Genomic DNA, 19,803 nt, shown 5'->3' on the forward strand with positions numbered 1-19,803 from the left:
TGGGGCAGTGAAATCTCACCGATACCAGCGGCCAAGAGGATAGGCCCCACCCCAACCCCTCCCCTGAAGGGGAGGGGCTTAAGAGGGTCACTTCTTCGGCGGTTTGCCGCGATGGGGCTTGGGCGAGCGGGCAGCGCCCGGGCCGCCGGCGGGGCGGGCGCGGTGCATCGGGCGGCTGTGGTCGCGCGGCCGGCCCTGACGCGGTTCATGGTCGCCGCGCGTGCCCGGAGGGGGCGGGCCGTCGGCGCGCTCGATCAGCACATCCTCGTCCGGCCCCGCCGATTTGGCGACTTCACGCATGAAGCGATCGGCAATCGCGCTCGGCACCTGAAAGCGGGTTTCGCCGGCACCGATGCGGATCGCGCCGATCTCGCTCTTGGTCACATGACCACGACGGCAGATCAGCGGCAGGATCCAGCGCGGATCGGCATTCTGGCGGCGACCGACATTCATGCTGAACCACACGGTGTCGTCGAAGCCGGGACGATGGACCGCGCCGCGCGTGTCGCGGCCTTCGCCGGGGGTGCGGTCGATCAGTTCCTCAGGCGCGGGCATCGACGCGCGGTGCGCGCGGACCAAGGCGGCGGCGATATCCTCCGCCGTCATCTTTTCCATCAGCTCGGCGGCGAGGGCGCGATCATCCTCGTCCTGCTCGACCGGGGCGGTGATCTTTTCGATCAGCCGGTCGCGATCCTTGGCCTTGATGTCCTCGACGCTGGGGACGGGCAGCCACTCGGCGTTGATCTTGGCCTGCTTCAACGTCATCTCGACCCGGCGGCGGCGCGGGTAGGGGACGATGAGGATCGCGGTGCCCTTCTTGCCCGCGCGGCCGGTGCGGCCCGAACGGTGCTGAAGCGCCTCGGCATCGCGGGGCAGTTCGACATGGATGACCAGGCTGAGCGTCGGCAGATCGATGCCGCGCGCGGCGACATCGGTCGCGACGCAAACGCGTGCGCGGCGGTCGCGCAGCGCCTGAAGCGCGGCGTTGCGCTCATTCTGGCTATGCTCACCCGACAGCGCGACGGCGGAAAAGCCGCGCTCGGTCAGTCCGGCATGGAGGTGGCGGACATTGTCGCGCGTGGCGCAGAACAGCATCGCCGTTTCCGCTTCGTGAAAGCGCAGCAGGTTGATGACGGCATGTTCGATATCGGACGGCGCGACGGTGATCGCCTGATAGGCGATGTCGCCATGGCCGCGATCCTCGCCCACGGTCGAGATGCGGAGCGCGTCGCGCTGATAGCGCTTGGCCAGCGCGACGATCGGCTTGGCGAGCGTGGCGGAGAACAGGAAGGTGCGGCGTTCGGTCGGGGTCGCGTCGAGCAGCGCCTCCAGCTCCTCGCGGAAGCCCATGTCGAGCATCTCGTCGGCTTCATCGAGCACCGCGACCTTGAGCGCGGAGAGGTCGAGCGCGCCGCGCTCCAGATGGTCGCGCAACCGGCCCGGCGTGCCGACGACGATATGCGTGCCATGCGACAGTGCGCGTCGCTCGCGCGAGGCGTCCATGCCGCCGACACAGGTCGCAACGCGCGCGCCTGCAGCAGCGTAGAGCCAGCCCAGTTCCTTGGCGACCTGAAGCGCCAGTTCGCGCGTGGGGGCAATCACGAGCGCCAGCGGCAGGCGCGGCGCGGGAAGGTCGCCATCGACCAGCAGGTCTTCGGCCATGGCAAGGCCGAAGGCGACGGTCTTGCCCGAGCCGGTCTGGGCCGAGACGAGCAGGTCGCGGCCGCGCGCATCGTCCTGCGTCACCTGGGCCTGAACGGGGGTCAGCGCTTCGTAACCGCGCTGCGTCAGCGCCTCAGCGAGGCGTGGGGGGAGATGTGAAAAGGTCATGTAGCTCACAATAGGTCGCGCGGCAGAAAGGTGCAGGCGCGGAAGCGTTGCCCCATAGCGAAGTTTATCGCGTTTGGCGAGGGGGCGGGTCGTCGGTATCCGAAGAGGCCATTTCGCTATTGACAATAAGTCGCAATAATACCTAGGGCGCGCCCGAAAATGACCGGGGAACCTTGATGACGATGAAGACCGCCCATGCCGCGTTGATGCTCGGCGCCGCGATGCTTGCCACGCTTTCGACCGCCCATGCGCAGCAGACGGCCGACACGACCGCAGAGGCCGAAAGCGAAACCGATGACGTCGTGGTGGTCGTCGGCGCGCTGACCAGCGTCGCACTCAATCGTCAGGATATTCAGGCGACCCAGGCCAATGACCTGAGCGACCTGTTCCGCAACGTTCCTTCGGTCGCGGTGGGCGGTTCGCTTGGGATCGCGCAGAAAATCTATGTCCGCGGGCTCGAGGATTCGCTGCTCAACGTGACGATCGACGGCGCGCCGCAGCGCGGGACGCTGTTCCACCATGTCGGCCGCGTCAGCATCGAGCCGGAACTGCTCAAGACCGTGCAGGTCCAGGCCGGTGCAGGGGAGGCGGATTCGGGCTTCGGCGCGATCGGCGGCGCGATCCGCTTCCGTACCGTGGACCCGGTCGACCTGTTGCGCGAAGGGCGCGACTATGGCGCCATCGCCAAGGCCGGCTGGTTCAGCAACGACGGCTACAAGCTGTCGGGCACGGTCTATGGGCGCCTGACCGGGGACATCGGCATCCTGGGGTCGTTCGTGCACGTCGATCGTGAGGATTTCCGCGATGGTGACGGAACGACGCGGCGCGGCACCGGGGCCAAGCAACAGCTCGGCTTCGTCAAGCTGGGTGGCGCGCTGGGCGGCGGGCATCGGCTGACGCTCAGTTACGAGCAGCGTGAGGAAGAAGGCGAGTTCGGCCAGCGGCCCAACTGGCCCGTGCGCGTCGCCGACCGCCTGTTCCGGGTCGAGGGGACGCGCAAGACGGCCATCGCCAATTATGGCCTGGATACCGGTGCGGGGATCGACATCGAGGCGACGGGATATTGGACGCGCAGCGAATTCACCCAGGATCGTTATGACCGCTGGGGGCTGTACGGCGCCGATATCGAAAGCTGGGGCTTCGATGCGCGTGCGCGCATCCGCAAGGGTGGGCACGACGTGACGGTCGGATTCGAGCACCGGTCGGACCGGGTGCTCAGCGAATATCTTGCGGCGGCGGCAGTGTGGCAGCCCTGGGCGTGGAACCCGGCCGTTGGTCAGTTCGTGGAAAAGGGGTCGCTTTCGGGCGTGTATCTGCAGGATCGCTGGCAGGTGATCGAACCGCTGCTGCTCAGCTTTGGCGCGCGCTATGATGCCTATGACCTCGACCAGGTCACCTATCGCAGCGGGATCGACAGCGATGGCGTGAGCGTCAACGCTGGCGCGACGCTGGAGGTGATGCCGGGTCTGTCGCTCAATGCCGGTTATGCCGAGGCGTTTCGCGGCAAGGAAATCGGCGACGCGTTTACGCTGGAGCAGCGGCCGGGCCGGATTTCGCTGGCCCCTGGCCTGCGCCCCGAGCGGGTCGACAATATCGAGGGCGGCGTGAAGTATCAGCGCGACGGCATCACCGCGTCCGCGGTCTATTACCGCACTAAGATTCGCGACGTGGTGCTCGACCAGCTGGGCTCCGGCCCGGCGCCGCAATCCTCGACCTATTACGAGAATGTCGGCACCTTCCGGGCGGAAGGGTTCGAGCTGCGCGCCGGCTATCGCGCCGGGCCGTTCTCGATCGAGGGCTATTACAACCATTATGATTCGCGCCTCAACGACCGGCTGATCGAGGGGTATGAGCAGATTGCGCTCGGCAATTCCGTCGGCGACAATTGGGCGGTGAGCGCGGCATTCGATCCGTCATCCAGCCTCAGCCTGCGCGCGACCGTGACGCGGTACGAAGACCTGAACGATATCGAGGTGCTGTTCCGCGAACAGCAGCTGGGCTTCATCCCCACCACTCAGTTCATCGACAAGCCCGGTTATACGGTCGTCGATCTGTTCGGCAGCTGGCGCCCGTTCGGAACCGACACCGTCGAGCTGCAGGCCGCAGTCTATAATCTGTTCGACAAACAGTATCGCGCGCATGCCAGCGTCGGCGATTATAGCGGCATTCCGGGCTATGCGATCGTGCAGGGCCTGCCCGAGCCGGGCCGCAACATCCGTCTCGGCGTCTCGTTCCGCTACTGATGGAGGCGGGGGCGCCTCGATCGCGGCGCTGGCGCCCGTTCGCGCGGGCATGGCATCGCTGGTTCGGCATCCTGGGCGGCCTGTGGCTGTTGCTGCTCGCGGTGACCGGATCGGCGATCACCTTTTATGACGAGCTGGACAGCTGGCTGAACCCCGATTTGCGCAGCGTTCCGGTCGCGGCCGAGCATCATGCGCCAGTCGATCGGGCCGTGGCGCGGGCGCAGGCGGCGCTGCCGGGATTTGCGCCGAACAACATTCTGATGCCATCGCATCCGCGCGGTACAATCTGGATGCTGGGGCGCGCGCCGATCGGCGAGGGTCGGCCGCGTGCGGTGCAGATCTTCGCCGACCCGCGCGACGGACGCACGCTCGGCTGGCGCGAAAGCGGCAAGCTGGCGCTCGACCGGCGGCATATCATGGACATCCTCTACGGCCTGCACGTCGATCTGCTGGCGGGCGAATGGATGACATGGTTTTTCGGGTTGGTCTCGCTGGCCTGGCTGATCGATCACCTGATTGCGCTGTGGCTGGCCGTGCCGCTGCTGGTGAAATGGCGCAGCGCCTTTGCGGTTGCCGGGCGGCCAGGCAGCCTGAGGCGGTTGTTCGACTGGCATCGTGCGCCGGGCATGTGGGGCTGGCCGGTCACGTTCGTGCTGGCATTGACCGGGGTGACGCTGGCGTGGCCGGGGGACAGCCGTGTCGCGGTGTCGATCGCCTCTCCGGTCAGCGAACGGCTGCATGAGCATTGGCCCGATGTGACCCCGCCGGAGCGGCCGATCGGTCTGGATCGCGCGATCGCGGCGGTGACCAAAGACCGTGCCGACGTCCACAGCTTGCGGCTGCTGCCCGATCATGCCGCTTATGCCGTGCGGACCTTCGATCCCCGCGACCCCGATTACCAGGGGCGGTTGTGGACCTATGTCGCGATGGCCGACGCGCGCATCCTCGGCCAGCGGCATGACAATGGGAACAGCGCAGGCGACGTTTTCTTCGCCTGGCAATATCCGCTTCATTCCGGACAAGCGCTGGGTGAGCCGGGGCGGTGGATCGTGTTCGTGTCCGGCTTTCTGACTGCGGCCCTAGCCATTACCGGCTGGATGCTGTGGCTGCGGCGGCGGCGGAGTCAGCGAACGCCGGGCTGAGCGCAACAAAAAACCCCGGGGTTCCCCCCGGGGTTTTTCGTGGTTCGCTTGGGAGCGAAGATCAGAGCGCCGAAACCTCGGCGACGTCGACCTTCACGCCCGGGCCCATCGAGGACGAGACTGCGACCTTGCGCAGATACTTGCCCTTGGCGCCCGACGGCTTGGCCCGGATCACCGCTTCGACCAGCGCGTCGAAGTTCGAACGCAGGTCGGCGGCCGAGAACGACGCCTTGCCGATGCCCGAATGGATGATACCGGCCTTTTCGACGCGATATTCGACCTGGCCGCCCTTGGCAGCCTTGACCGCTTCGGCGACGTTCATGGTGACCGTGCCGAGCTTCGGGTTCGGCATCAGGCCCTTGGGACCCAGCACCTTGCCGAGGCGGCCGACCAGACCCATCATGTCCGGGGTCGCGATGCAGCGATCGAACTCGATCTTGCCGCCCTGAACGATCTCGAGCAGGTCTTCGGCGCCGACGACGTCCGCACCCGCTTCACGGGCCTCGTCCGCCTTCGCGCCCTTGGCGAACACGCCGACGCGAACGGTCTTGCCGGTGCCGGCGGGCAGGGTGACGACGCCACGGACCATCTGGTCGGCGTGACGCGGATCGACGCCCAGGTTCAGCGCGACTTCGATGGTCTCGTCGAACTTCGAGGTCGCGTTCTTCTGTGCCAGTGCGATGGCTTCATCGACGCCGTACAGCTTTTCGCGGTCGACGGTGCCGGCCAGGGCCTTCTGCTTCTTGGTCTGCTTAGCCATGGGTTCAGCCCTCCACCACTTCGAGGCCCATCGCGCGGGCGGAGCCTTCGATGATGCGCGTTGCGGCATCGAGATCGTTAGCGTTGAGATCCTTCATCTTCGCGGTCGCGATATCGGCGAGCTGCGCGCGCGTGATCTTGCCTGCGGTAACCTTGCCCGGCTCCTTCGAGCCCGACTTGAGGCCGACGGCCTTCTTGATCAGGTAGGTTGCCGGCGGCTGCTTCGTTTCGAAGCTGAAGCTGCGGTCAGCGTAAACGGTGATGACGGTGGGAAGGGGCGTGCCCTTTTCCATTTCGCCGGTCGCCGCGTTGAACGCCTTGCAGAACTCCATGATGTTGACGCCGCGCTGACCCAGCGCCGGACCGATCGGCGGCGAGGGGTTGGCGGAGCCCGCAGGCACCTGGAGCTTGATATAGCCCGTAATTTTCTTTGCCATTGCTCTCACTCTGTCGCTGGACGGGGACAAGCCCGCGTCCGGTTCAAGTTTAGCGGTCCAAGCGCCCCGGACTTGCGATCCGGTGCTCCCGCAGTTCCAACGGTATCCGGTGGAAGCGCGCGCCCTTAACCGCACAGGGGCGCAAAGGCAAGCGATGAAGCGTGAATGAGCCTCTTGCGGCGCTGCGGAACCGTCGTTAAAGCGCGGCACCGCACAGGGGTGTAGCTCAGCTGGTTAGAGCGTCGGTCTCCAAAACCGAAGGCCCTCGGTTCGAATCCGAGCTCCCCTGCCACTTTCCCGGGCGCGCCCCGGTTCCCTTGCAGAGGTATCGCCCCGCATGTTCCGCGCGCTCTATGACTGGACGCTGAGGCTGGCCGCCCATCGTCACTCCGACCGTTATCTGGCCGCGGTGTCGTTTGCCGAATCGAGCTTCTTTCCGATTCCGCCCGACGTGATGCTGATCCCGATGATGCTGGCACAGCGCCAGCGCGCCTATTGGATCGCGACGATCTGTACCGTCGCATCGGTGCTGGGCGGCATTGCCGGTTATGCGATCGGCTATTTCCTGTTCGATACGATCGGCCAGTGGGTGATCGACCTGTATCATCTGGGCGGCAAGGTCGAGAGCGTCCGCGCGCTGTATGACGAATGGGGTGCGGTGGTCACGCTGACCGCGGGGATCACGCCGCTGCCGTTCAAGCTGATCACCATCGCCAATGGCTTTTTCAGCTATAATTTCCCGCTGTTCGTGATTTTGGCGATCATCGGGAGGGGCTTCCGCTTCTACCTGCTCGCCTTCCTCGTCCATCGCTGGGGCGCGCCGGTGCAGGCGTTTATCGAGGAGCGGCTGACGCTGCTCGGCTGGCTGGCGATGGTGCTGCTGATCGGCGGCTTTGGCGTGATTACCCTGATTTGAGCGGGCGCGACGCCACCGCAGCGCTGATCGAGCGCTATTACGCGGCGTTCAACGCGGGCGACAATGACGCCATGCTTGCCTGCCTGACCGAGGATGTCGCGCACGACATCAATCAGGGCGGGCGGCAGAGCGGGAAGGCGGCGTTCCGCGATTTCCTGGCCCATATGGACCGGTGCTACCGCGAGCGGCTGGCCGATATCGTGGTGATGACGGCGCCGGACGGGACGCGCGCGGCGGCGGAGTTTGTCGTGCACGGCGAATACCTCTCGACCGACGCGGGGCTGCCGCCGGCGAGCGGGCAGACCTATGTCCTGCCTGCCGGAGCGTTTTTCGAGATTCGCGACGGCGCAATCGCCCGCGTGTCGGTCCATTACAACCTCGCCGACTGGATCGCTCAGGTCGGGGGATGAGCATCAGCGTCCGCACGCTCGATCCCGGCGAGGTGCAGGATCGCATCGCCGATCTGGCGCGGTTGCGGATCGCGGTGTTTCGCGAGTGGCCGTACCTCTATGACGGCGATGCCGGGTATGAGAGCGGGTATCTCGCCAGCTTTGCCGCCGCGCCCGACGCGGTGCTGGTCGCGGCGTTCGATGGCGATGACATTATCGGCATGGCGACGGCCTCACCGCTGGCGGCGCAGGGCGCTGCAGTGCTGGAGCCGGTCGCGGCGCATGGGTTCGACGTTCCCACAACCTTTTACTTCGGCGAATCGGTGCTGTTGCCGCAATGGCGCGGGCAGGGGATCGGCCATGCGTTTTTCGACCAGCGCGAGGCTGGCGCGCGGCGCGCGGGGGCGCGTGTTGCCACCTTCTGTTCGGTGATTCGGCCCGACGATCATCCGATGCGGCCTGAGGGCGCACGCAGCCATGCCGCGTTCTGGACCGCGCGCGGCTATCGCGAGGTGCCGGGGCTTGTCTGCACGATGCACTGGGCGGACATTGGCGCGGCGGGTGAGACGCCCCATCCGCTGCAATTCTGGAGCCGCGCGCTATGACCGCCTTCACCCTCGCCACCGCCGCTTATCCGGTCGAGCAGCTGATCGCGTGGGATGATTATGCCGTGAAGATCGCGCGCTGGGTGGCGGAGGCGGCGGACGGCGGGGCGAAACTTGCGGTGTTCCCCGAATATGCCGGGATGGAGCTGACCGCGCAGGATGCGGCGAGTGTCGAGGATCTGCACGGGTCGATCGCGGCGATGGGGGCGCTGGTTGAGCGGGTCGATGCGCTGCACGCCGAGCTGGCGGTGCGGTACGGCATCCATCTCTGCGCGGGCAGCCTGCCGGTGCGCGAGGACGACGGGGTGTTCCGCAACCATGCCCGGCTGTTTGCGCCGAGCGGGAAGATGGGCACGCAGCGCAAGATCGTGATGACGCGGTTCGAGCGCGAGATCTGGAATATCGGCGCGGGATCGCCGCTGCATGTGTTCGACACCGATCTCGGGCGGATCGGGATTGCGATCTGTTACGATGTCGAATTCCCGTTGCTGGTCCGCGCGCAGGCAGAGGCGGGGGCGACCCTGATCCTTGCGCCGTCGGCGACCGACACGCTGCATGGCTATCATCGCGTGCGGGTGGGGGCGCAGGCCCGGGCGCTGGAGAACCAATGCTATGTCGTGCAGGCTTCGGTGGTGGGAGATGCCGAATGGACCCCATCGCTCGGCACCAGCCATGGCGCGGCGGGGATTTATGGCCCGCCCGACCTGGGCTTTCCCGCCGATGGCGTGGTGGCGATCGGGGCGATGGATGCGCCGGGATGGGTGTTCGGGGAGATTGACCCGGACAAGGTCGCGCGGGTGCGGCGTGAGGGGTCGGTGTTCAACTATCGGCATTGGGATGAGCAGGGGGCGACGGTGACGCTGCCGGTGGTTGAGGTTGTGGATTTGCGGTGAGGGGGGCAATTCCTCCCCTGCTTGCAGGGGGGGTGGCGCCGCAGGCGACGGAGGGGCCGCCCTCGCCAGAGGGCGGAATTTTGCCGAGCTGGCCACGGCCGTCTGCGCGGCCGCCCCTCCACCACCGCCTGCGGCGGCGGTCCCCCTCCCCTGAGCAAGCTCAGGGGAGGAATTAGGTACCTCCCCCAAGCCCCTTGCCCCCCTCTACCCAAGTCGCTAGATAGCGTCCCCAATCCGACAGCGTGATGGGGTTCGCCGGGTTCCTTGAGTGAGGAGCCGGGCGGAGAAACCTGTCCCGAAGCCGGGCATTTTATTCGTGAGGCAAAAGTGGCGAAGACGAATCCGCTGGAATTCATGCGCCAGGTGCAGGCCGAGACCAAGAAGGTCGTGTGGCCGACCCGCAAGGAAACGATCATGACCGCGGTCATGGTGCTGATCATGGCGACGCTGCTCGGCCTCTTCTTCTTTGGCGTCGACCGTCTGTTCGGCGCGATCGTGAACTTCCTTCTCGGCCTTGCGGGCTGAGCGGCCAGATAACGGGAAAATCCATGGCGGCGCGCTGGTACATCATTCACGCCTATTCGGGCTTTGAGAACAAGGTTCGGGACCAGATCCTGGCCGATGCGACGCGGCTTGGCCTCGATGCGCTGGTCGAATCGGTCGAAGTGCCGGTCGAGACGGTGACCGAAGTGCGCCGCGGCAAGAAGGTGCAGTCGGAGCGGAAGTTCTTCCCCGGCTACGTCCTTGCCAAGCTGGCGATGAACGACGACGTCTATCACCTGGTCAAGAACACGCCGAAGGTGACGGGTTTCCTGGGCAGCAGCGGCAAGCCGCAGCCGATCAGCGAAGCCGAAGCCGCGCGCATCCTGAACACCAAGGAAGAAGCCGCCGCCGCGCCCAAGCAGCAGATCAAGGTCGATTACGAAATCGGCGATTCGGTCAAGGTGCTGGACGGCCCGTTCGCGAGCTTCAACGGCGTGGTCGAGGAACTGGATTTCGACAAGTCGAAGGTCAAGGTCAGCGTTTCGATCTTTGGGCGTGCGACGCCGGTCGAGCTGGACTTCGATCAGGTGGAGCGGTCGAAGTAAGACTTCGAACCGGGTGTGGGTTACGGGAAAGCCGGGGTGAGAGCCCCGGCTTTTTTGTTCCGACAAAGTGGCAGAAATGCAGCCTGAACTTGCCGGTACCCACCCCCTTTAGCAGAGAAGCGGGTACCGATAGTCGGACTACGCCATCTGACGGGTCGGATTTTCCGATACTGAGCGCTTGAAGTCCCGCAAGAGGCGGTTCTCCACAGTCTTGTGAACGTTGTTCCAATGGCCTCGAGATTTGCCCAAGACGTCCGGTTTCCGGCCGTAATCCTTGATGGCTGCCTTCGTTTGGGTCGCTAGCTCAACTTGGATTTCTTCCCAAAGCGTCAACACGGACGAAAAGTCGCCGTCCCACTTCGCCATGCCCGTTTCCGGATCGATCATCACCTTATTACGAAAGGCCGCAAAGAGCGGGTAAAGCGCACCCTTTGTCAGCCGCCAATCTGACGCGGGTAGCCCGCAGAAAGGGAAGGTGAACTTGTTCTTACCTTTCGCGTGTTCGACGATATCGAGGGCGCCTGCATTACCTAGATCGGCGTCGTTGTAAACGTTGCGGAAATCATGACGAATCCGGTCGTACAGAACGAGTGCATCACGCAAAATTGGGCGTAGCTTTCCAAACGTCGACTTATCGAGGTCGTTTTCGTGCAGATCGTGGTCGTCCGAAAACTTTCTCATGACCCGTTCGCGCGCTTCGTATGCTGAAACAGGGTGGGTACCGCTATCATTTGGGTAGTCTACCACGTTCATCGCTTCCAGAACGCAAATCAAATCACGAACATCATAATCGCCATCGTCCGATTCTCGCCAAGCAATCAAATCGGCGTACGGCTGACCGGCGATTTCATCCTTCATCCAATCGAATTTTCCATCCAGATTGGCGATGGAGTGATGCTTAACGGCTATACCAGTATTGAGTCCTGCTGAAATTTCGGTGATTAGTTCCTTTGCCACGCCGGTACGGACCTGAACTTCGACATACTGATCCTCTGGAATGTCGGACTCAGCCTGCGCCTTGCAGATAATCTCATAGGTGTGGCCGCCATCAACGATGCCCTGACCGTCCTCGATCTGAAGCTCGTACAGGTCATCGGCAATCTTGCGAACGCTCTCGGCAAGGATGACGATACCCTTGTTCTTCAGGTCAAAGATGCCCGGCATGGTGTTCTCGGCAAGGAGGCTCTTCTGGACCTCCTTGTACACCTGCTTGCGAAGATCTTGGCCTTCGCCGTCGCGCGCATTCGCGTCTTTGCGAATGCCAACGGGCACATCCAGCGCCCGTACGGTCATGTAGTGCTTTTCGATTTCAGGAAAAACAGGATGCTTAACGCGGCGCACATCAGCCACGCGAATCCGGTGGGTAGTCGAGCCCATTTTACGTTCCTTCCAGTGTGTCGCTAGGCGACCAATAAACCCGCAGACGAATCCGCTGGGCCTGGTAAGGTTGAGCTAACATTTTGGGATTGTCAACTATGGCTCATCTTGACCTACTCGCGTTGATTTTCCGCAAGCCGGCAGCATAGGGCGTCACGCCCACTCGCCCACTCGCCCACTCGCCCACTCGCCCACCCGCCCACCCGCCTACACGGCAACTAGCGAGCGCCAACCGATCACCCCTTCCCCTTCCGCCACCCCTTGACCTGATCGAGCGCCGGTAGCGTTGGGAAGGGCTCCTCATGCGGGCTTTCGCTCGTCGCCGCCGTCGCGGAGCGGCGTTCGGCTTCGGCGATGTCGAAGGCGTCGCGGGCGCGTTGCAGGCGGGCCTTGTACATGGCGGACAGGCGGTAGCTGTGGGCTTCGCGGCTTTCGCCGCGGCGGCGCTTATCCGGCCTGCTCGCCACCATCGATGAAGTCCCCGAGAGCGGCGCCGGAAGCGGGTTTTGGCGGCGCGCCAGCGATCGCGGATGGCGCTTCCAACTTGTCCGCGATCCGGCTGAGCACGCGCTGCATTCGATGCAGGGTCAGCGCGATCGATCCGAACAGGACGAGATACGTGACCATGGCTACGTAATAGGCGACATATTCGAACGACATCATTCTTCCCCCAGAAAACCCTGATCTCCGTCGGTGTGGACGCCTCCTTCGGATGCGGCAATGTCATTTTGCGCGGCTTGCCCGGAGAGAAGCCGACCGAGCTTCACGCGCCTAGGCATTCCATCGCGAGCAGACGGTCGCTGTGCGCTTCGCGGCTTTCGCCGCGGCGGCGCTTGATGTGGGGGGGCCATTAGGGTGATTTCCTCTCCCTCTCTCCGCTTGCGGGGAGAGGGTTGGGGAGAGGGGGCTGATGGTGCGGCTTTTGCCTATCCTACTGCCCCTCTCCCGGCCTTGCTTCGCTCGGCCACCCTCTCCCCTGAAGGGGAGAGGGGAAGGGGGGCTTACGCTACGCGCGCGGTTTCGGGCTGGCTGTCGCGGGTGGCGAGGGTGCGGGCTTCGGTGACGGGGAGGGGGCGGCCGAAATAATAGCCCTGGACCTTGGTGCAGCCGAGCGTCTGGATCAGGCGGTGTTCGTCTTCGGTCTCGACGCCTTCCGCCGTGGTGGCCATGCCGAGGCTGTCGGCGAGGGCGACGACGGCGCGGATGATCGCGATCGCCTCTTTCTGCCCCTTGGATGCGCCCTGGACGAAGCTGCGGTCGATCTTGATCGAGCTGAAGCGCGTGCGGCTGAGATAGCCGAGCGAGGAATAGCCGGTGCCGAAATCGTCGAGGCTGAGGCGCACGCCCATGTCGAGGATTGCCTCCAGCGTCTGCACCGCGGCGGTGCCTTCGCGCATGAACACGCTTTCGGTGACTTCAAGTTCGAGTCGGCTGGGGGGGAGGCCGCTTTCCTTGAGCGCGCTTCTGACGAACGAGGCGAAGCCGGCATTGTGGAGCTGTTCGGGGCTGATATTGACCGCGACGCGGATCGGATCGTCCCATTTCGCCGCCTCGATGCAGGCGGCGCGCAGCACCCATTCGCCGATCGCGCCGATCAGGCGGGCGTCTTCGGCGAGGGGCACGAACTTGACCGGGGAGATCGGGCCAAGCTCCGGGTGGGTCCAGCGCAGCAGCGCCTCAAACCCCGTCAGCGCGCCGGTGCCGGCCTGAACCACCGGCTGGTAGAGCAGGTGGAGCTGGTCGTTCTCGATCGCGCCGCGCAGGGCGATTTCGAGGACGCGACGCTCCTCTGCCTCGACATGGAGCTGGGGTTCATAGGCGTGGAAATGGCCTCCGCCGGCGTCCTTGGAGCGGTAGAGCGCGAGGTCGGCGGAGCGGATCAGCATCTCCGCCGTGCGCCCGTCGCGCGGGCCGACCGCGAGGCCGACGCTGGCACCGATGTAGAGGGTGTGGTTGTCGACGTCGTACGGGGCGGAGAGGACGTCGATGATGGTGCGCGCGAGCCGCTCGACCGCAGCGGAATCATTGGCGTCACGGACCACGACCGCGAACTCATCGCCGCCCAGACGCCCGATCATCTCGTTCGGGGTCATCAGCTGCTTGAGGCGTTCGGAGACGCGCGTCAGCAGCCGGTCGCCGACCGGGTGGCCGAGCGTGTCGTTGACCGCCTTGAACCGGTCGAGGTCGATCATCATGAAGGCGCAGCGCGCGTTCCATTTGTCCGCCTCGCCCATCGCGGTGGCGAGTGCTTCGTTGATGAGCAGGCGGTTGGGCAGACCGGTGAGCGTGTCGTAGCGCGCCATCTTGCTGATCTTGTTCGCCGACTCGCGCGCTTCGGTGACGTCTGAACCGACGCCGCGGAAGCCGACGAAGCTGCCCTCTTCATTGAGGCGGGGCGAGCCGGTGAGTTCCCACCAGCGTTCCTCGCCATCGACGATGACGGGGAGGAGGATGTCGCGGAACGGTTCGCGCTTCTTGAGCGAATCGGCGAGGTCGCGCAGCCCTTGCGAGAAATTGCCGCTTTCCCAGGCGGCGCCGGCGAGCACCTGAAGGAAGGGCATGCCGTTGATCGCCTTGGGATCGAGGCCGAGCGAGACGGCGAAGCGCGGGTTGGCGCGGAAGACGCGGCGCTGGGCGTCGGTTTCCCACAGCCAGTCGGCGCTCTTGTCCTCGAACTCGCGCAGCAACAGGCTGACGGTTTCGTCGCGTTCGGCGAGCGCGATCTCGCCCGCGCGGATGACGACCAGCGCCTTGCCGCGCGCGAAACAGGCGATGACGAGCAGCACGGTGAAGAGCAACGCTGCCGCGCCGAGCGCGGGGGATTGGGTCAGGGCGAGCGCGGTTGCATTGGCGCTGCCGAGCACGACGAGGAAGCTGATCGTGGCAAGCGGGAGCGCGGCCATCGCGACGGAGGAGGCGACCATCAGGATCGACAGCACGATCCACATGCCATTTGCCGCCTGCGCATTGGCGGAGGCGCCGAAGAGGAGGGGGGCGATCGACCACACCGCGCCGAGCGCGATGCCGTCGAGCATCGTGTCGCGCACGTCGCGCAGGGTTGCAGTGCGCTCGGTCCGGTGGCGCACGGCCAGGCGGCGGAAGGCGACCGCCACGCCGACCGCGGCGACGAGCGCGCCCCAGCTTGCGAGTTTCCAGATCGGGACGAGGCTGGCGAAGTTGAGGACGATCAGCGTTGCGCCAAGGACGTTGGCGGCGAGCATGAACAAGGCGAGCTGGCTGCCCGCATTCATCTGGGCCGCGCGGATGGGGCCCCAGTCGGTCGTATCCGCCGGGTCATAGAGCCCGAGCAGCGCGCGCATGTCGATGCGCGGCCGCGCGAACTGGGAGGTGGTCTGGCTCGTCACGCGCGGAGGTTACGCGAGAGGAGGTTAGCGATCGGTTAGAGATCGCGGGGGCGGGGGAAATAAATCAGGCGGGTGGGGCTGGCTCTCATGGAGGTCAGCGGGCAGTCGCCCTTCAAATCCTCCCCCTGGCGGGGGAGGATTGGTGGGGGCGTCAGCCCTTATGCCGCGATGCTGTAGGGCTTGATCTCGCCGTTGAGATACTGGTTGCGGGCCTTGGCGCGGCTGAGCTTGCCCGAGCTGGTGCGGGGCAGGGTGCGCGGCGGGATCAGTTCGATGACGCAGTTCATGCCGGTGACCGCGCGGACGCGCTCACGGATTTCCTCGCGCAGCTTCTGGCGCTCGCTGTCGTCGCTGGTGCGGCACTGGACGAGCACGGCGGGGGTTTCCTCGCCGCCCGGCGTGGTGATCGCGAACGCCGCGACATCGCCCTGCTTGAAGGCGGGGAGCTGTTCCACCGCCCATTCGATGTCCTGCGGCCAGTGGTTGCGGCCGTTGACGATGATCATGTCCTTCGCCCGGCCGACGATGTAGATATAGCCGTCGGACATATAGCCCATGTCGCCAGTGTCGAGCCAACCGTCCTTCATGCAGGCGTCGGTCGATTCAGGATCGCGGAAATAGCCGACCATGACGCTGGGGCCACGGCACCACACCTTGCCGATCGCGCGGTCGGGCAGCGGGGTGCCGTCCTCTTCGCGGATCTGGATTTCCATGTCCTTGACCGCCTTGCCGCAGTTGACGATCGCGCGGAAGCGCTGGGGGCGGTCGCCGCCATTGACGCCGCCGGACAGCTGGGTTTCCTCGACCAGTTCGACCAGGATGCCCTCACCGGGAGGCATGATCGAGACGGCGAGCGTCGCTTCGGCAAGGCCGTAGCTGGGCAGGAAGGCGCTGGCCTGGAAGCCGGCATCGGCGAAGGCGTCGACGAAGCTCTGCATCACGTCGGGACGGATCATGTCCGCGCCATTGCCCGCGACGCGCCAGCGCGACAGGTCGAAGCGCTCCGACGCCTTGGTCTGGCTCGACATGCGGCGCGCGCAGATGTCGTAGCCGAAGGTCGGCGAATAGGAGAGGGTCGTGCCCCGGTTGCGCGAGATGAGGTCGAGCCAGGCGAGTGGGCGCCGGGCGAAATCCTCGGTCTTCAGATAATCGGTCGAGACCTGATTGGCGACGACCGAGAGGAAGCAGCCGACCAGCCCCATGTCGTGATACCAGGGCAGCCACGAGACGCAGCGATCGCTGTCCTGCAGCAGCATCCCGTGGCTGTGCGCCGACAGGTTATTGAGCAGGGCATGGTGGGTGATCGCGACGCCATGCGGGAAGCGGGTCGAGCCGCTGCTGTACTGAAGATAGGCGATGTCGTTGGTGTCGGCCTTGGGCAGCTCCGCTTCGGGTGCTTCGCGGGTGGCGAAGCTCTCCCAGTCGATGCCCTCGACGCCCTTGAGGCGCGCAGCTTCACCGGCCATCGCCGACAGTTCGGCGGGGTAGAACAGCATCGACGGGTCGCAGCTTTCGAGCTGGACCGAGAGCTGGTCGATATAATGCTGGCTGCCGCCGAAGCTGGTCGGCAGCGGCAGCGGCACCGGCCAGGCGCCGGCATAGATTACGCCGAAGAAGAGCGAGGCGAAATCGGTGCCGGTTTCGGCGATCAGCGCGATCCGGTCCTGCGGCTTCACGCCCGCGGCGATCAGGCGGCGGGCCTGCGCCAGCGCGTCGTCACGCATCTCGCTGTAGCGATAGGCGCGGGTCAGCGTGCCACGTGCGTCGTGGAAATTCAGCCCGCGGCCGCCCTGCGCGGCATAGTCCAGCGCATCGCCCAGCGTCGCGAAGTCCGCGAGGCGGCGGGGAAGCGTGCAATCGGTGGGGGTGGGTGCCAGCGCCACGCCCGTGGTTTCGACCTGATCCTTGACGTCCAAAGCCATATCCTAAAATCCGTGCCCCCTGACGTGTCAGGCCACCCGCCCGTCATCGACGATAGGCCCCACACCAGAAATGCAGGCGGCTCTGCTACGCACTGTCGTTCAAATTCGGTTGTCAGTGTGGCACAAACAAGGCGCATGCGAACCGAACGCCGCCCTGTCCCGCCTTTGGACCGCCCCGCGCTGGATCGGCTGGCGCTGCGTTATGTCGAGCGCTTTGCCACGACGCGGGGGAAACTGGCCGCCTATCTCACCCGCAAGATCCGCGAGCGTGGCTTTGACGGGACCCCGCCGGATCCGGCCGAGATTGCCGAACGCTTCGCCGAACTCGGCTATGTCAACGACCGGCTCTATGCCGAGAGCAAGGCGGCGGCGATGGCGCGGCGGGGGCTGGGCGCGCGCCGGGTGGGGGAGGCGTTGCGCTATGCCGGGGTGGAGGCAGATGATGTCGAGGCGATCGCGCCGCAGGTCGATGCACGGGTCGGGCAGAGTGCGATCGATTTCGCCCGGCGCAAGCGAATCGGTCCCTTTGCCGCCGAGCCCGCCGACCGCGATCGCATGGCCAAACAGGTGGCGGCGATGGTGCGTGCGGGGCACTCCCCGGGGATCGCCTGGCAGATTGCGCGGATGAATCCGGGAGATGACCCGGATTTTCTGCTCGACGACCGATAATCACAAAGGATTCGCACCTTCTGGAAATGCTGTGTTAACATCCGCGGTCAGGGGGAAATAGTGTAATGCGAGCCGACCTGCAGCGTGTGTCGAGCCTGGAGGGAGAGCTGGATGAACCGGCCTCGATTCCCGTGCTCGTCCCAGAGACCGCAGACGAGAGCCACTGGGGCACCGTCAAATGGTTCGACGTGACCCGCGGGTTCGGGTTCATCGTCGCCGATGATGCCGATGCCGGCGATATCCTGATCCATTTTTCTGTCCTGCAGTCGCATGGTCGCCGCAGCCTGCCCGAGGGGGCGCGGGTCGAATGTTCGGTGGTGCAGCGCGACCGGGGATTGCAGGCAAAGGAAATCCTGTCGATCGACCTGACCGATGCCGTTGAGCCGATGCGGCTGCGGCCCGGCGCGGGCGACCGGATCGACCGGATCAAGCTGATCGAGGACGCCGGGCCGTTTGAACCGGTGATCGTCAAATGGTTCAACCGCCTCAAGGGCTATGGCTTTCTGGTGCGTGACGCCGATTCGGCCGATATATTCGTGCATATGGAAACCCTGCGCCGTGCGGAGATTTATGACGTCGAACCCGATCAGCCGCTGCGTGCGCGCATCGTCGAAGGTGAAAAAGGGCCGCTCGCGGTCGTCGTGGAGCCGGCCTGACCGCGCACTGATGCTGGCGCTGGGCGCGGCGCTGCTGCTGCCCGGCTGTGCCGGACAAGATGGCGATGCGGCGGCGCAGGCGGAGGCCAAGCAGGCGACCGTGACGATCGAATCCGGCGCGAATCGGCATGTGTTCAAGGTCGATCTCGCGCGGACTCCGGAGCAGCAGAAGCAGGGACTGATGTTCCGCACCGGCATTCCGGCCGATGGCGGCATGTTGTTCGCGCCCTATCCCCCCGAAGGCGGTCCCCCGCGCGAAGCGAGTTTCTGGATGAAGGACACGCCGAGCTCGCTCGACCTGATCTTTATCCGCGCGGACGGCACGATCGCGACGATCGCCGAGAATACGATTCCGTTTTCCGAGGATCTGGTGAAATCGGGCGAGCCGGTGGCCGCGGTGCTGGAGATCAATGGCGGGCGCGCGGCTGAGCTGGGGATATCGCCCGGGGACAAGGTGCGCTGGTAGCCATTGCCGGGGCGTGGATCTGACTTGATGATATCGTTGCTTCGGAGGGCTGGGCGATGATTCGCGAATTGGTGATCTTGGCCGGTGTGGTGGCGATGGCAGGCAACGCAATGGCGCAGCAGGTGGAACCAGCGGGCATCGAAGTGGAGGCCGCCGGGCCGATCGGACCGCTCAAAGGAACATTGCTCGACGGCGGTAAGGGCGCGCCGGTTGTGCTGATCATCCCGGGTTCTGGTCCCACTGATCGGGACGGTAACAGCCCGATGGGAGTCACTGCGGGATATCTTCGTCAGCTCGCCGAGAGCCTTGCGTCGAACGGTGTCAGCAGCGTGCGGATCGACAAGCGCGGTATGTTCGGCAGCCGCGCTGCGGTCGCCGACCCCAATAGCGCGACGATCGCCAGCTATGCCGACGACGTGGTGACGTGGGTGAATATGCTAAAGGCCCGGACGGGCGCGCGGTGCGTCTGGGTTGCCGGGCATAGCGAAGGCACCCTGGTGGCGCTCACCGCCGGGCAGCGCCAGGCACCGATCTGCGGGCTGGTGCTGCTGGCGGGGCCGGGCCGCAAGCTGGGCGTGGTGATGCGCGAGCAATTTCGCGCGAATCCGGCAAATGCGCCGTTTATGGATGCGCTGATGGGGCTGCTGGATGCGCTCGAGGCGGGGCGGACCGTGCCGGTGGACATGCTGCCGCCGCCCATCGCGCCGATCTTCCCAATTGGCGTGCAGGGGTATCTGATCGATGTGCTCAAGCATGACCCGGCGGCGCTCGCGACGGCATATATGGGCCCCTTGCTGATCGTGCAGGGTGGCCGCGATCTTCAGGTCGTGCAGGCGGATGCCGACGCACTGCGGATGGCGGCACCCACGGCCCGGTACCTGCTCCTGCCCGCGATGAACCACGTCCTCAAGGATGTGGACGGCGACGGAAGTGCCGCGAACCTTGCTAGCTATGCCGATGCCAGCCGTCCGTTGACGCCGGGGCTGGCAGATGCGGTGGCCGCGTTCATCAAGCGATGATCGTCGTTGCCCAGCCGCGCCGGGCGG

General features: G+C 65.3%; 20 protein-coding genes and 1 tRNA gene. 13 read left to right on the plus strand and 8 right to left on the minus strand.

Annotated features, from left to right (window positions below; all coding sequences use genetic code 11):
* Positions 1-87: 87 nt before the first annotated feature.
* Positions 88-1,830 carry a DEAD/DEAH box helicase gene (locus VGN66_RS07930; protein WP_327518302.1) on the minus strand — a complete coding sequence of 581 codons (1,743 nt, stop codon included), beginning with the start codon at positions 1,828-1,830 and terminating at the stop codon, positions 88-90.
* 176 nt (positions 1,831-2,006) lie between these two features.
* On the opposite strand from VGN66_RS07930, the gene VGN66_RS07935 reads away from it, so the two are divergent.
* Positions 2,007-4,073: a TonB-dependent receptor domain-containing protein gene (locus VGN66_RS07935; RefSeq protein ID WP_327518303.1), complete on the plus strand. Its 2,067-nt coding sequence runs from the start codon at positions 2,007-2,009 to the stop codon at positions 4,071-4,073.
* Entirely contained in the window at positions 4,073-5,215 is a 1,143-nt protein-coding gene (locus VGN66_RS07940) for a PepSY-associated TM helix domain-containing protein (RefSeq protein WP_327518304.1), read from the plus strand. Before VGN66_RS07935 ends, VGN66_RS07940 begins: the two co-directional genes overlap by 1 nt.
* 61 nt (positions 5,216-5,276) lie before the next feature.
* On the opposite strand, the gene rplA is transcribed toward VGN66_RS07940, so the two are convergent.
* The gene (rplA, locus tag VGN66_RS07945) at positions 5,277-5,975 is read right to left on the minus strand and encodes a 50S ribosomal protein L1 (protein ID WP_224923426.1); all 699 of its coding nucleotides are present in this window, start codon (positions 5,973-5,975) and stop codon (positions 5,277-5,279) included.
* Between the two features lie 4 nt (positions 5,976-5,979).
* Positions 5,980-6,411: a 50S ribosomal protein L11 gene (rplK, locus tag VGN66_RS07950; RefSeq protein ID WP_224923427.1), complete on the minus strand. Its 432-nt coding sequence runs from the start codon at positions 6,409-6,411 to the stop codon at positions 5,980-5,982.
* A 215-nt stretch (positions 6,412-6,626) separates the two neighbouring features.
* Between rplK and VGN66_RS07955 the strand changes: the two genes are divergently transcribed.
* The 7 genes from VGN66_RS07955 (at position 6,627) to nusG (ending at position 10,302) form a co-directional block, all read left to right on the plus strand.
* Positions 6,627-6,703, plus strand: a tRNA-Trp gene (locus VGN66_RS07955).
* 45 nt (positions 6,704-6,748) lie between these two features.
* Positions 6,749-7,327 (plus strand): YqaA family protein, encoded by a 579-nt coding sequence (locus VGN66_RS07960; RefSeq protein WP_327518305.1) that lies wholly within the window; start codon positions 6,749-6,751, stop codon positions 7,325-7,327.
* Entirely contained in the window at positions 7,324-7,737 is a 414-nt protein-coding gene (locus tag VGN66_RS07965) for a ketosteroid isomerase-related protein (RefSeq protein ID WP_327518306.1), read from the plus strand. Before VGN66_RS07960 ends, VGN66_RS07965 begins: the two co-directional genes overlap by 4 nt.
* Positions 7,734-8,321 (plus strand): GNAT family N-acetyltransferase, encoded by a 588-nt coding sequence (locus VGN66_RS07970; RefSeq protein ID WP_327518307.1) that lies wholly within the window; start codon positions 7,734-7,736, stop codon positions 8,319-8,321. Before VGN66_RS07965 ends, VGN66_RS07970 begins: the two co-directional genes overlap by 4 nt.
* The gene (locus VGN66_RS07975; RefSeq protein WP_327518308.1) at positions 8,318-9,214 is read left to right on the plus strand and encodes a carbon-nitrogen hydrolase family protein; all 897 of its coding nucleotides are present in this window, start codon (positions 8,318-8,320) and stop codon (positions 9,212-9,214) included. Before VGN66_RS07970 ends, VGN66_RS07975 begins: the two co-directional genes overlap by 4 nt.
* Positions 9,215-9,541: 327 nt before the next feature.
* Positions 9,542-9,739, plus strand: coding sequence for a preprotein translocase subunit SecE (gene secE / locus VGN66_RS07980; protein WP_224923433.1), 198 nt, complete (start codon positions 9,542-9,544; stop codon positions 9,737-9,739).
* 23 nt (positions 9,740-9,762) lie between these two features.
* A complete protein-coding gene (gene nusG / locus VGN66_RS07985) occupies positions 9,763-10,302 on the plus strand; it encodes a transcription termination/antitermination protein NusG (RefSeq protein WP_224923434.1) in 540 nt (179 codons plus the stop codon).
* A 138-nt stretch (positions 10,303-10,440) separates the two neighbouring features.
* On the opposite strand, the gene VGN66_RS07990 is transcribed toward nusG, so the two are convergent.
* From VGN66_RS07990 to VGN66_RS08010, 5 genes are all read right to left on the minus strand, one after another.
* Positions 10,441-11,679, minus strand: coding sequence for an AIPR family protein (locus tag VGN66_RS07990; RefSeq protein ID WP_327518309.1), 1,239 nt, complete (start codon positions 11,677-11,679; stop codon positions 10,441-10,443).
* 236 nt (positions 11,680-11,915) lie between these two features.
* The gene (locus VGN66_RS07995; RefSeq protein WP_327518310.1) at positions 11,916-12,146 is read right to left on the minus strand and encodes a hypothetical protein; all 231 of its coding nucleotides are present in this window, start codon (positions 12,144-12,146) and stop codon (positions 11,916-11,918) included.
* Complete coding sequence (locus VGN66_RS08000; RefSeq protein ID WP_327518311.1) at positions 12,127-12,339, minus strand: hypothetical protein; 213 nt, start codon at positions 12,337-12,339, stop codon at positions 12,127-12,129. Before VGN66_RS08000 ends, VGN66_RS07995 begins: the two co-directional genes overlap by 20 nt.
* A gap of 341 nt (positions 12,340-12,680) precedes the next feature.
* On the minus strand, positions 12,681-14,999 hold the full coding sequence (locus VGN66_RS08005; RefSeq protein ID WP_327518578.1) for a putative bifunctional diguanylate cyclase/phosphodiesterase: 2,319 nt from the start codon (positions 14,997-14,999) through the stop codon (positions 12,681-12,683).
* 203 nt (positions 15,000-15,202) lie between these two features.
* The gene (locus VGN66_RS08010; protein ID WP_327518312.1) at positions 15,203-16,966 is read right to left on the minus strand and encodes a fatty acyl-AMP ligase; all 1,764 of its coding nucleotides are present in this window, start codon (positions 16,964-16,966) and stop codon (positions 15,203-15,205) included.
* Between the two features lie 135 nt (positions 16,967-17,101).
* Here VGN66_RS08010 and VGN66_RS08015 point away from each other — a divergent pair, with 135 nt between their 5' ends.
* The 4 genes from VGN66_RS08015 to VGN66_RS08030 all read left to right on the plus strand — a co-directional run bounded on the left by VGN66_RS08015 (position 17,102) and on the right by VGN66_RS08030 (position 19,776).
* A complete protein-coding gene (locus VGN66_RS08015; protein WP_327518313.1) occupies positions 17,102-17,635 on the plus strand; it encodes a regulatory protein RecX in 534 nt (177 codons plus the stop codon).
* 65 nt (positions 17,636-17,700) lie between these two features.
* The gene (locus VGN66_RS08020) at positions 17,701-18,291 is read left to right on the plus strand and encodes a cold-shock protein (RefSeq protein ID WP_327518314.1); all 591 of its coding nucleotides are present in this window, start codon (positions 17,701-17,703) and stop codon (positions 18,289-18,291) included.
* Positions 18,292-18,301: 10 nt separating this feature from the next.
* The gene (locus VGN66_RS08025) at positions 18,302-18,757 is read left to right on the plus strand and encodes a DUF192 domain-containing protein (RefSeq protein WP_327518315.1); all 456 of its coding nucleotides are present in this window, start codon (positions 18,302-18,304) and stop codon (positions 18,755-18,757) included.
* 56 nt (positions 18,758-18,813) lie between these two features.
* Positions 18,814-19,776, plus strand: a complete 963-nt coding sequence (locus VGN66_RS08030; RefSeq protein ID WP_327518316.1) for an alpha/beta hydrolase — start codon at positions 18,814-18,816, stop codon at positions 19,774-19,776.
* Positions 19,777-19,803: the final 27 nt, after the last annotated feature.

The organism is Sphingomonas sp., from assembly GCF_035998645.1.
Classification (GTDB): domain Bacteria; phylum Pseudomonadota; class Alphaproteobacteria; order Sphingomonadales; family Sphingomonadaceae; genus Sphingomonas.